The organism is Salinimicrobium aquimaris (assembly GCF_035607535.1).
GTDB lineage: Bacteria > Bacteroidota > Bacteroidia > Flavobacteriales > Flavobacteriaceae > Salinimicrobium.
Genome location: NZ_JAYDZX010000001.1, coordinates 472012 through 484903 on the forward strand (window position 1 = coordinate 472012; position 12892 = coordinate 484903).

The 12892-nt window shown below is 43.3% G+C and carries 8 protein-coding genes; 2 read left to right on the forward strand and 6 right to left on the reverse strand.

The features are described 5' to 3' along the window. Positions 1-24: 24 nt before the first annotated feature. The 3 genes from VR862_RS02130 to VR862_RS02140 all read right to left on the reverse strand — a co-directional run bounded on the left by VR862_RS02130 (position 25) and on the right by VR862_RS02140 (position 5808). Positions 25-2625 carry a glycoside hydrolase family 5 protein gene (locus VR862_RS02130; protein ID WP_324719296.1) on the reverse strand — a complete coding sequence of 867 codons (2601 nt, stop codon included), beginning with the start codon at positions 2623-2625 and terminating at the stop codon, positions 25-27. 5 nt (positions 2626-2630) lie between these two features. Further along, a complete protein-coding gene (locus VR862_RS02135) occupies positions 2631-5003 on the reverse strand; it encodes a glycoside hydrolase family 2 protein (protein ID WP_324719297.1) in 2373 nt (790 codons plus the stop codon). A gap of 82 nt (positions 5004-5085) precedes the next feature. Continuing rightward, positions 5086-5808 (reverse strand): NUDIX hydrolase, encoded by a 723-nt coding sequence (locus VR862_RS02140; RefSeq protein WP_324719298.1) that lies wholly within the window; start codon positions 5806-5808, stop codon positions 5086-5088. 100 nt (positions 5809-5908) lie between these two features. On the opposite strand from VR862_RS02140, the gene galK reads away from it, so the two are divergent. Continuing rightward, the gene (gene galK / locus VR862_RS02145; protein WP_324719299.1) at positions 5909-7069 is read left to right on the forward strand and encodes a galactokinase; all 1161 of its coding nucleotides are present in this window, start codon (positions 5909-5911) and stop codon (positions 7067-7069) included. Between the two features lie 2 nt (positions 7070-7071). Next, positions 7072-8112, forward strand: a complete 1041-nt coding sequence (locus VR862_RS02150) for a UDP-glucose--hexose-1-phosphate uridylyltransferase (protein ID WP_324719634.1) — start codon at positions 7072-7074, stop codon at positions 8110-8112. A 157-nt stretch (positions 8113-8269) separates the two neighbouring features. On the opposite strand, the gene VR862_RS02155 is transcribed toward VR862_RS02150, so the two are convergent. The 3 genes from VR862_RS02155 to VR862_RS02165 all read right to left on the reverse strand — a co-directional run bounded on the left by VR862_RS02155 (position 8270) and on the right by VR862_RS02165 (position 12870). Then, positions 8270-9946: a sodium/sugar symporter gene (locus tag VR862_RS02155; protein ID WP_324719300.1), complete on the reverse strand. Its 1677-nt coding sequence runs from the start codon at positions 9944-9946 to the stop codon at positions 8270-8272. Between the two features lie 114 nt (positions 9947-10060). Further along, on the reverse strand, positions 10061-11041 hold the full coding sequence (locus VR862_RS02160; RefSeq protein ID WP_324719301.1) for an aldose epimerase family protein: 981 nt from the start codon (positions 11039-11041) through the stop codon (positions 10061-10063). Next, positions 11038-12870, reverse strand: a complete 1833-nt coding sequence (locus VR862_RS02165) for a DUF885 domain-containing protein (RefSeq protein WP_324719302.1) — start codon at positions 12868-12870, stop codon at positions 11038-11040. Before VR862_RS02165 ends, VR862_RS02160 begins: the two co-directional genes overlap by 4 nt. Positions 12871-12892 lie beyond the last annotated feature (22 nt).

Sequence of the window (12892 nt, forward strand, 5' to 3'; positions counted from 1 at the left end):
TAGAAGCCGGCTTTTTTTATTCTCCTATTCCAGCCGCACCGAAACAATCCCTACTCCATGTTGCTCCTGTCTTTCACTCTCAGAAAGACCGGGACCAATAGAGAATTGTAAACTTTCGGCCTCCTCAAGATCAAATGTCTCCTGAATATTATGTTCAAAAAACAACGGCAAAAAAGTAGGATATGGTCGCGGCAAAGTCACTGTTTTGACCGGCTCAAGTGTGGAAAGGTCTATCTCATACTCCTTTAGTTTTGGATCGAGCTCTAAGATTTTACCAAATGAACTGCCATTATTCATTACCAGTGCTACCTGTAGTTTTACAGGTTTACCATTGAGAGCACGTGCTTTCAAAACCAATCTGTCTTTACCTTCCACGGCTTCCCTCCTGCCCTCTATTTTTTTCTTAAAATTATATCTGAAGGAATAATCGTAAACAGGTTGAGCTTTGGTGTTTTCGGGATCTACTTCAAAGAGTTTTTCAATATTTATTTGGAATTCGGCTTCTCCCGGATTTTCTGTCGGCACCAGGTTGTTCGTGGGTAGCCATTTTCGAACTACGTCCTCATGATCCCGGGCAGCATCGAAAAGAAATACAGGAGCTTCGTAATTCACAATACGAACGGAATATGGCTGGTCAGGATCAAAATCCCACTGCCCAGGATTTCCTTGCTTTCCTCCGGGAAAGGTTGTTGTTCCTTCGGGAGTAGTAACTATGATACGATACTCTAAAAAGCCTTTTTTAAGAAGCTCTTCAGGAACTGAAGCTCGATAAGTATAAGCTTTCTCCTCTTGAAGATCCAGGCTCTCATAGGTATTTCCATTCCGCAGCCATGCCTGCACCTGCTCAACAGGCTCATTGGATACTATAGTAGCTTCTATCTTGTAATTCTGCCCGGCAGTCAGAGATGGAGCAGGTTCATGTACAAGATACGTTTTATCCACAGTGGTCTCCGGTGCAAAGAAAGCCTTTAGATCATCTGCCGGCCATCCTTTATAAGAAGCCTTTGCTTTTTTGCCATTTTTGGAGAGTATATATGTCCCGGGTTCTATGCTGAAGCTGTTCCCTGAAGCAGTAAATTCTCTTTCATTTCCACTATTCATCCCGCTAACACTAAAGTTCTTCCCCAGCTCCGGAAGTTGAATATTCATCTCCCACTCTCCATGTTTAATGACTGCAAGAATTTTGTCGAGGCTGCTGTTCCCAAAAGGATTATCTACAAGCACTGCATCGGGCATTATTTCGAGCCTCCATACTCCGTTTTCAAGTTTATCCAGGAAGTAAGCTCCTGTGCCTTCATACTTAACTACCGGGGAATTTCCGTAGCCAGCTATTCGCTTCAGCCTCTTGAGATTTTTTGGTGAGGTTTCGGTTGAATTAGTATAAATGAATTTTTCCGGAGCATTCATTTCAGCCAGATCTTTCTCATAGCTTATGCCGAAGTTTCGAAAGTTTAGATTGGCAGGATATCCCCCCAAATCTTTGTTCATTGGCAATTCGTGAAAGATCTCCCCGCTTATCATTAGCGCCAGCGCCTTTTGAGGAGTATAGACCAGGTTCATGTAATGAGTGTCATACTCTGTATTCCCTGCTGCCATATAAGTAGGATCATAGGCAAAATGAGTCCCTATCTGCATCCCGGCCTGCCTGAAACTTCGCGCCATGGCAGGATACATATATGACTTCATCACATCTGCAGCATCGAATTCGTAGACCAGCTTTGCCAAACCTTTCTTCTCCCACACATCATCAAAAGGAATTTTGTAGTTATTCACATTCGGCAGCAAGTTGCCTTCCAGCTCCTTTCCAAAGCCGAGACCTGTTGGATACCACTGGAAAGTTCCGCCATCAATACCTGCAGCGGCATAAGTTTCGGCCAGCTGGCTGCTATGGGTAACATTATAAAAAATCGGCTTTTTTGTGTCGGTTGATCGCATGGAAGCTATCATCCTTTCAATGAATTCCTGTACCTTTTCGGGTGCTTCCCGGTGATGCGGCTCATTGCTGACCTCGAAGGCGATAACATTAGGCTCGTTCTTATACGCCCTTCCCGTATAAGGATTCACGTGGTTGAGGAACTGTGCCAGATAATTCTCCTGTGCTTCAATTGCCAGAGGATTGACCAAACTTCCCTCCTTGCCAAACTTATTGGAAAATCCCGGAGTATCTTCATCCGGTTCCGGCCAGCCGTTTCCCCAGTAGGCAATAGGAGTAAGCACAAAGTTGATTTCTCTCTTTTTTAACTCGCTGATTAAATAGTCAAAATGATCCAAATGTTCATTCTCTAATAAATTCCCTTCCTCATCACTTATTTCCGTATCCCAGACATGGATCCTGTAAAGATCAAAACCAAGCCTTGAGAAATGATAGACGTCATTTCGCATAGCCTCCTTCAGGTCTACACCAAGTTTTTTACCCGAACGAAATGCATGAGCAAAAGGCACCGAATAATTCACTCCAAAACCTTTTACTTCCTCCTTGTTATGACCCCAGCGCATTACTCCCTTGTCATCAACATAAACATCTCCTTTTTTCTCATTTTTGACATCCTGGGAAAAGACAGGACTAAGTGCGAAAAAAACAGAAGCCAATAGAAACAGGCATTTCAAAGTCTGGAAACGTAGCATAAATTTTATTTTAAAGTAATGGTTGTGACCGGAAGGCCTTCCGCAGATGCTTCAATGCTCAATGCCGAGGTGAATTCACTGGTACGCAGAAGAATGCTTGCAATCCCGGCTTCAGCAGCTATAGGATTCTCTCCAATTAGTTCCGCATTCTCGCCGGAGGTAATTTTAAAACTTACCGGTAAGTCAGCAGTATGAACCAGGGAACCTTTCTCATCAAGAATCCTCGCATAAACAAAGACTATATCTAAAGATTCCCGTGATAGCTCCTTACCGGAAATATCTACTGAAAGTTCTATTTTTGACGCCTTACCGGGAGTATGCACGGTATGGGAGGCAACTTCCTGTCCATCTATGTATCCAACTGCCTTTAATTCACCCGGCACAAACTGCTGAAGTGAGAATCTGTAAGGCGGATACCATAGCTCATCTGAAAATTCTGTTCTTTCAGGCTCCTTTTTTTCAAGCAACTCGCCATTGAGGTATAATGCTACTTCATCAGTATTGCTATAGACGGTGAGGTCTGTAGAGGAATTTGGCTGCCAATAACTTGCGATGTGAACCATGGGAGCGGAAAAATTCCCCTGATAAGGAGGCTTTTGACTCTTATAGAAATAATAGCTAGACTTCGGGATCCTGAAGATATCTGCAATTCCTGAAGCTTCCAGATCATCTGCGTAGCCTCTGTTATAGTCAAACATGAGCCAGTTGGACATTCCAATTGTTTGCTCTCCTTTCAAATTGGAATTAGCAGCTTCCTGAAAATTTAATGCCTGCTGTAAAAGCCTTTTTTCACCTGCACTTCGCAACTGTCGGCTGGTGCGTTCTTCTTCTTTAAGGTCATTAAACGCCTTTTGGTTAAAACCTGCATTCTGCGCGTAATATTCCCAGTCGCCATACTCCGCAATTAATATAGGTCGGTCGTGTTTGTTATACTTATTCCAGTAGAAGGGTGGTTTTGCATGCTGTCGTGCCGGAATAAAGAGATCATAAGCAGGATGATCCATCCAGCCTGCGCTAAAGGTGTCCTCATAAGGCAGTTCTGCATTAAGGACTTCATTGGCTGTCACTATGAATTCATCTGTCATCCCCGACTCGTTCAGAGAATTCTCCCAAAACACAACACTGGGATGGTTTCTGTCCCGCCTGGCCATATCCTTAATATCCTGCAGAGCATTCTCTGCAAATTCTCCCTCGGCATAGAACTGCCATCCGGGAATGGCATTCATTACCAGCAAACCGAGTTCGTCACAGGCCTCTAAAAAAGATGTGGCGTGAGGGTAATGTGAAAGTCGGACAAAATTAAACCCCGCCTCCTTGATCTTATAGGCGTCGCGGTAATTAGCTTCATCAGAGAGCGCATAACCTACGTAAGGATATTCCTGGTGGCGGTTGGTCCCGTTTAGAAATATTTCTTCTCCATTTAAAAGAAAAGCAGTACCTGTTAGCTCTATTTTCCTTATTCCTGTGTTTATTTGCTTAATGTCCACTACCTCTTCGCCCTCCAATACTTCCACTTTGAGCTCATAAAGGTTGGGTTGTGAAGGCCTCCACAGTAACGGGTCTTTAATGGAAACTTCAGCAACTAAATGCCTGTCCTCACCTGAAGCCAATTTTTCAACAGGTGTCAAAAATGTGCTTTTTGAACCCTCTTCTGAAGTAAAAGTAGTTCGCACCTTCACTTCTTTATCATTTTCCGAAGAATTCATCACATGCACTTTCACAAATCCTGAAGCATTTTGTGGCGAAATGCTGTCAAAATGCACCAGAAGACCTCCTCCATTTACTACTTTGGCAAAAACAGCATCTGTGATATGAACCAGACCGGTTTTAATAAGCTGCACGTTTCGATAGATTCCTCCATAGTAATTAAAATCAAGATCGGCCAAAGGTTTTCCGGGGGGGATAGTAGGATCATCAGTATTGATCACCTCTACCTCAATGGTGTTTAGAGATCCATCCTTAAGGTACGGAGTTGCATCAACGGTAAAAGGTAAATATCCACCCTTATGAGTCGTTACAAGAGAATCATTAATCCTCACTCTTGCCTCCTGCATCACCCCTTCAAAATGAAAAAGCCACTTCTCATTCTTCAATTGATCCACAGGAAATATCTTGCGGTAAAACGAAGTTCCCTGCCATTGATCATTTACTACTAAAGGTTCCACCTTTACACTATGGGGCAGGAAGACCTTCTCCCAATTGTTTGCAGGCGTATTTTTATTTCCTAAAGTGCGGAATTGCCAGTCGCTGTTGAAGTTAATGACCTGGCGGGGAGATTTCTGCTGTTCCCCTGCCTTTTCAGCCGGAGGTAGGGACTCACAGCCGAAAAAAGCAAGGATAAAACAGATTGCAATGATGCATTTTAACTGTTGTTTCATACAGCAGTTTATAAATGTAAATATTACAATTAATTCTGAATTACAGAAAGATTTTCAGCAAAATTTAACGCAGTAGTTTTTCTTAGATCTCGAAGTTATAACCTCTCTCTGTTAATCTCTTATACCGGTTGTGGTCAAACTTGTACAAAAAGGCACCTCTCTTTGATGTTGACTTATCTTTTTCCTCCAGTTTTACCAAAACATTATAGGAAAAAACCTTTTTCCGAAAGTTACGGGAATCGAGCTCTTTTTGATATATAGCTTCATAAACACTTTGAAGTTGGGGGATGGTAAATTTCTCGGGCAAAAGTTCAAAACCCAGAGGTTGATAACGGGCTTTTTGTTTTAGCTTTTTAAGTGCATCCTGTACCATTTGATCGTGATCTAAGACTAATGAAGGTAACTCTTTAACATCGTGCCACACCGCCCCATGCTGCTCCACCAGTTCCTTATCGTAATCATTGAGTCTTATCAACGCATACTGCCCTATAGAAATACATCGAAATCCCGGATCCCTGTTAGCAGCTCCATACGTCTTCAACTCTTCCATAAAGACATCCCTGAGACCGGTGATCTCCTCAAGAACCCTTTCGGCCGCAGCCGACACATCCTCGTCAATTTTTACAAAGCTCCCAATAAGCGACCAATCTCCCTGGAACGGGGCCACCCGGCGTTTAAAAAGCAACAGCTTCAGGTTCCCTGCATCAAAACCAAATATGATACAATCTGTAGCCACGTACATCTTGTGATCATGTTGATAAGCGTCTCTAAGCGGAATCGCCGGTTCTCCTTTTTCTTTGTACATTGATGTTCGGATTTATACCTGCAAAAAAACTATTTTTTTCCGGTTTATAAAATGTAAAAAATACATTTATTATCTTTGATTCACCTGAAAAAGAAAAGTTGTGGAAAATCAAAACAAAGAGACCATTCCGGAAAAATTTAAAGATTTTTCGGCAGAATTCACTGTTCATGCTCCGGGCAGGATCAATCTCATTGGAGAACATACAGATTACAATAACGGTTTTGTTTTACCAACAGCGATAGACAAGCGAATAAACATTCATTTTGCAGCCAATTCCACTCCCTATTCCTGTAATATTTACAGTAAGACCTATGGTAAAAACTTCAGTTTTGACCTGCAAAAGATCTCAAGAAGCGAAGAGGATTGGGAAAACTACATTCTGGGCGTCGTAAATGAGATCCAAAAGCGGGGGAAATTTCCCAAAGGTTTTGACTGCATTATTGAGAGCGATCTGCCTGTGGGTGCCGGCATCAGTTCGTCGGCTGCTTTGGAAAGTGGCATAGCATTCGGGTTGAATGAGCTGTTTGACCTGCAGCTTTCCCGTCAAAGTATAGCCGAACTTTCCCGCGACGCCGAACACAATTACGTAGGCACGAAATGCGGAATAATGGATCAATATGCATCGGTACTAAGCAAGGAAGGTCATCTTATCCTGCTGGATTGCCGCAGCCTGGAGGCTGTGTATGTACCGGCCACTTTTGAAAATCATAAACTGTTGCTTTTGAACACCATGGTCTCTCACAGCCTCGCATCGAGTGAATACAATACACGCAGGCAGGAGTGTGAGCAGGCAGTAAATCATATAAAGGAAAGATATCCGGAAGTAAATTCCCTGCGCGAAGTAAATCTCTCCCGGTTAGCGGAATTTAAGAACTCTCTTCCCCAACTGCTTTACAAACGCGCTCATTATGTTGTTTCTGAAAATGATCGCGTGCTAAAAGCGGTAGAAGCAATAAAACAGGGCGATCTTGAGCAATTTGGATCATTGATGTACGATTCCCACAAAGGCTTGCGGGATAACTACGAAGTGAGTTGTGAAGAACTGGACTTTCTCGTGGATCTTACTACCGATTACAAACCGGTAAAAGGCGCGCGCATGATGGGCGGAGGTTTTGGTGGTTGTACCATCAACCTTATTGAAGAAGATCACGTGGAGGAATTCATTAAAGTAGCTTCAGAAGCTTATCGGGAGCAGTTCAATATAACTCCTGAAGCAATTGTTGTCTCCCCGGAACAGGGTACCTATTTAACCAGAAATTAATGATGTCCGAAGATTTTAACACCCGTCCTCACAGAAGGTATAATATTTTGACCGGGGAATGGATCCTCGTTTCCCCTCATCGCACCAAGCGCCCCTGGCAGGGCCGCCTGGAAAAGGTTGTGGGAGAGGAAAGACCATCTTATGATCCCGATTGTTTTCTGTGTCCCGGCAACATTAGAGCCAGTGGTGAGAAAAATCCTGATTATAAAGATCCCTATACTTTTGTGAATGATTTCTCAGCACTTCTTCCTGAAGGTCTTGAGGAAGAATTCAACGATGGCTTATTGAAGGCAAGTTCTGAAACGGGAATATGTCGTGTAGTCTGTTTTTCTCCCGATCACTCCCTTACATTACCTGTCATGGAAACTCAGGATATAGTGAAAGTGATCCAAAAGTGGAAGCAAGAGTATGAAGATCTGGGTTCCCGCTCTGAGATCAATCACGTGATGATCTTTGAGAACAAAGGAGATATGATGGGATGTAGTAATCCCCATCCACATGGGCAGATCTGGTCTCAGCTTTCTATACCTGTAGAGGTTCAGAAAAAGACAGAACATCAAAGGAAATACTGGGACCGCAATAAGAGAAGTTTATTGGGAGACTACCTGGATCAGGAACTTGAGAAAAATGAGCGGATCGTACTAAAAAATGACCATTTTGTAGCTCTTGTTCCCTATTGGGCGGTCTGGCCGTATGAAACCATGATCGTTCCCCGACGGCAAATGCAGCATATAGGTCAGCTAACTTCTGAAGAGGAAGAAGCATACGCTGAAATTCTTAAGCAGCTCACCATAAGATATGATAATCTTTTCCAGACCTCTTTCCCCTATTCCTCCGGAATCCATCAACAACCCACCAACGGGCAGGAATATCCCGAATGGCACTTCCACATGTCCTTCTACCCTCCTCTGTTGAGATCGAAGACCGTAAAAAAATTCATGGTAGGCTATGAACTTTTTGCCAGTCCACAGCGCGATATCACAGCCGAACAGGCTGCCGAAACCCTGAGGGAACTTACAGATGTGCATTACACCAAAGAATAACTTCTCAAAAATGCCATTTTTGGCACCTCATTTTCAATCTCATTATATTATAGAAAAACTGGATTTTACTTTCGGAAAGTACAGAAAACAAAAAGACCGGAGATTTCCGGTCTTTTTCATTCAGTTTTAAATTTTAATTTATGAATTCGGATCCTTTTTACCAGAAGATCGCATATAACATGGCCACGATCAACATGATCACGAAAGCTCCAATATTAAATGCGGGACCGGTCTTGAACAGGTTCTTTGAGATAATGATCGCCTTTGGATGATCTGCTCCTCTGGTCTCGATATAACTAATGGCCATCATGATCAACATGGTAAGGATCCAGGTAATGAACATTTGGTGCATAAATGGCAGCTCCGGAAAGAACCAACTATCGACCCAACTGTTAGTCCCGACTTTAAAGTATAGTGCGATAGGAATTGAAGCCAGCACACCCCATATAGCTGCGCTGTTAGTAGTTTTCTTCCAGAAAAGCCCCAGCATGAACACGGCCAGAATCCCCGGACTCACAACTCCCGTATACTCCTGAATGTACTGGAATACCTGCCCCAGATTTCTCAATTGGGGTGCAAGGAATACTGCAATGATCAATGCTATGGATGCCGAAAGGCGCCCTACTTTTACGAGTTTGTTTTCCGAAGCAGTTTTTTCAATATAAGGTTTGTAAATGTCCATAGTGAAAATGGTAGCTGTAGAGTTAAGCATAGAGGCTATGGAAGACACGATAGCGGCAGCAAGAGCGGCCAGTACAAGACCTTTAAGGCCTATAGGTACAAACTCCCGGATTAGCCACGGGAAAGCATTGTCATTTATGATCCTGCCACCTTCAGCAATAAATGAGGGATCTGTGTACTCTTCAGAAAAAGCACCTCCCGGCCCTACATTCATTACATAAGCAATGATTCCCGGTACCACAACGATCAATGGTATAAGCAACTTTAAAAAACCTGCCAGGATAATACCTTTTTGCGATTCCCTTAAGCTCTTTGCTGCAAGTGTTCTCTGAATGATATACTGGTTGAATCCCCAGTAGTAAAGGTTCGCAACCCACATTCCTCCAAGCAGTACTGCAAGCCCGGGTAGATCCCACCATGCATCTTTTCCGCCCGGAGTCATGATCTCCCCTTTTTCCAGGATCATCGAAAACTTCTCAGGCACCTCTTCATAAATAGTGACCAGGCCATCTATGACATTTCCGCTCTCAGAAACATGAGTCAGTCCTATATAAGTGGTGATAAGCCCACCCAGGATAAGCAGGACTACCTGCACAACATCTGTCCAGGCTACCGCCGCGAGTCCACCGTAAAGGGAATATGCAGCTGCAAAAAGAGCCAGTCCTATAATTGCATAGAGGAAGACTGAACCGTCTCCTGCACCAATTATTGTATCAATTGCAGTCGCACCGAGATAAAGTACAGATGTAAGATTTACGAAAATGAAAAGTGCAATCCAGAAGATCGCCAGAATGGTCTTTAAATTCGTCCCATACCTCACCTCAATAAATTCGGGGATGGTATAGAGCCCTTTTTCAATGAAGATTGGAAGAAAATATTTTCCGACAATGATCAGGGTGATGGCAGCCATCCATTCATAAGAGGCAATGGCAAGTCCAATGGCAAAGCCCGATCCCGACATTCCTATAAATTGTTCAGCAGAAATGTTGGCGGCGATAAGGGAGGTACCAATAGCCCACCACGGCAGGGATTTACTGGCTAGAAAATAATCTTCAGAAGATTTTCCCTTGCCGCGGGAGACCCAGAGTCCAATCCCAATGATCATAAGGGCATAGGCCGCAAAAATTATCTTATCGAGTAATGCAAATTCCATAAGTAAAGTGATTAAGGATCAAATTTCAGTGAAGCACAAAACTGCTCTCAGCTCTAAAAATTTTGTTAAATATACTTGATTAGCACGTAAAAGAAAATGATCTTCATTTAGAAGTTATAAACCGTTTTTGAACTTCCAGCTGGTAATATTTAGATACTTCTCTCGGGGCTGGAGAAGTACAGAAGGAAAATCTTTTTGATGTGGGGCATCAGGAAATTTTTGGGTTTCCAAACAAATAGCTGCCCTCTCCAAGCCAATGCTGGTAGAATAATCCCAGGCCTGCGGTAATTCCTGCGGCACGTAAACCACTACAGCCGGTTGATTCGTCTTTACCTGCATGGAAATACCCGATTGATCACCGTGCAGCTCAATGACCTGCGATGATCCTTTTAAGCTGAAAACAGTATCCAAAGGTACCCCTCCTATCTTCCGGAGTTTTTGAAAATCATAGAGAGTCCCGGCTGATTTAAGAAGCTTTCCGGTCGGGACATTTCTTGGATCGGTTTCTAGAAATTCCGCCGCCGGTATCTGCAAATGATGTTCATTGACCGAACCTGTTCCATTTAGATTGAAATAAGTGTGATTGGTGAGGTTGACCACAGTTTTTTGATCTGATTGGGCCGAATACTCCAGCTTCACTTCATCTTCTTCTGTCAGGGTGTATCTGGCGCGGACTTTCAATTCTCCCGGATAACCTTCCTCTCCGTCCGGAGAAATATATTCCAGCTCTACAAAGGGATCTACCTTTTCATTTACTTCAATAACCTTCCAAAACTTATAGGAAAAGCCATATTGCCCGCCATGTAGATGCACTCCATCCTGTCCAAAAAGGGAAAATTTCTGATCTTCTATTTCAAAACTGTTCGGGGAAATGCGACCTGCATGTCTGCCTACCGTGGCACCAAAGAATTTTCCATGCTTGTGATATGTCTCTGATATGTAATCCTCCGGCCTGGCAGGACCCACCACTACATTTACTCCATCAATTGTAAGACTAAAGATACTTGCTCCAAAATTCAGGATCTTCAGCTCTGTTCCTCTCTTATTCTTTAAGCTGATGAGTTTTAACTCACCTACTCTATCCCAATTTTTCAAGCCTTTTTATCTTGAATCCATTCAACAACCAGCTCTTCAAGAACATTCAATGGAACCGATCCATTCGTTAAAACCACATCATGGAATTCCCGCAAATCAAAATCTTCACCGAGTTCCTTTTTCGCAAGCTCCCGCAGTTCCAGGATCTTATTCATCCCGATCTTGTATGCTGTCGCCTGCCCCGGCATTACTATATGCCGCTCTACCATTTTCACTGCATCACTTTCGGCGTTAGGAGAATTTTCTACATAATAATCTATAGCTTCCTCACGAGTCCATTTTTTGGAATGAATACCTGTATCGACCACCAGTCTAATGGATCTCCAGAGTTCCATTGCGAGCCGCCCGAAATCTGAATATGGATCTTCATAAAAGCCCATCTCTTTCGGTAGCAATTCACTATAAAGGCCCCAGCCTTCAACATAAGCTCCGTATCCCCCAATTTTCCTAAACATTGGTAAACTATCAAGTTCCTGCGCAATGGCTATCTGCATGTGGTGACCGGGAATTCCTTCGTGATACGCAAGAGCCTCCAATTGGTAGGTAGGCATAGCCTCCATATCATACAAATTAGCGTAGTAGGTACCCGGCCTGGAGCCATCCATTGCAGGTTGCTGATAAAAAGCTTTCCCCGCACTTTTTTCCCGAAAAGGTTCTACCGCTTTTACCACGATATCTGCTTCCGGCTTTGTGTTGAACACTTCATCCAGCCGGGCTTTCATTTTATTAATGGCATTTTTGGCTTCACCCAGATATTTCTGTCGGCCCTGCTCATTATTCTCATAGTAGAACTGCTCATCCTCCCTCATAAACTTGAAGAAATCCTGAAGGCTACCCTTAAAACCTACTTTTTTCATGATATCCTCCATCTCCTTGTGGATTCGGGCAACCTCACTTAAGCCAATTTCATGTATCTCTTCGGCAGTAAGATCTGTCGTAGTTGTTCGCCTTAAGGCTGTATTATAGAATTCGTTGCCTTTCGGAAATTTCCACGCACCATGATCGGCTGTAGCGCGCTGCTGCTGGTCTTCCAGTTTGGCTATGAGGTTTTCATAAGCAGGTTTTACCGAAGTAAGCAAAGCTTCCTGGGCCTCGAGGATCAATTCATCTTTTTGAGCCTGAGGAATCTCCAGCTGATCCACTTTCTTACTAAAATCTTCCAGAATTGTACTGGGTTCGGCCGACTTCTCAAAAGGGCGTCCCTTTAACAGGTTTTGAGAAGCTTCAACTGTGTGGGCAAACACAAATGCCGGAGGCATGATCTGGTTCATTTCGCGCAACTCCAGTCCCTTAATCACATCTTCCATAACTTGTGGGATCTTTTGAAGCCTCTCAATATAAGCACGGGCATCACTAACCGAATCGATCTTGTGCATATTGATAAGGAAAGCCGGCAACTGCGTATGTACTCCAAACATCTGGTTGACCGGATAGTCGTACAACCTGAAGTCATAATCCTCAATTTGTTCTTCCAGCTTCTGCCTGTAAAGCTTGTAGCTAAGCGCAGCCTGTCCTTCCAGGGCTTCAGGATTTATTTCGTCCTTGAGGAACTTGAGCCTCCTTTTTGCCTCTTTTAAATCTTCTGCATACTTGAGATGTGAAAAATTGTCCCAGGAATTATAGTCGGTCTTTATTCCCAGCCGGGTCTGTAGCATGGGAGATTCCTCAAGCTCCTTCTGAAATTCCTCTTCAAAAAAGTTGTTTAATTGCGCGGTTTCCTGCTGAATCTCAACTAAAGTGACTGGGTTCTCTTCTGCTTCTTTTTTACAAGCTGACAAACATAAAACCAGCAACAGGCCCAAGAGCTTAACATTTATCTTAGGGGTCATAATCGTTATATTTTACACCTGA

Bases quoted from the DNA above. Each gene is read 5' to 3' on its own strand.
- VR862_RS02130 (WP_324719296.1), bottom strand. From the start codon at position 2,625: ATGCTACGTTTCCAGACTTTGAAATGCCTGTTTCTATTGGCTTCTGTT.
- VR862_RS02135 (WP_324719297.1), bottom strand. From the start codon at position 5,003: ATGAAACAACAGTTAAAATGCATCATTGCAATCTGTTTTATCCTTGCT.
- VR862_RS02140 (WP_324719298.1), bottom strand. From the start codon at position 5,808: ATGTACAAAGAAAAAGGAGAACCGGCGATTCCGCTTAGAGACGCTTAT.
- VR862_RS02150 (WP_324719634.1), top strand. From the start codon at position 7,072: ATGTCCGAAGATTTTAACACCCGTCCTCACAGAAGGTATAATATTTTG.
- VR862_RS02155 (WP_324719300.1), bottom strand. From the start codon at position 9,946: ATGGAATTTGCATTACTCGATAAGATAATTTTTGCGGCCTATGCCCTT.
- VR862_RS02165 (WP_324719302.1), bottom strand. From the start codon at position 12,870: ATGACCCCTAAGATAAATGTTAAGCTCTTGGGCCTGTTGCTGGTTTTA.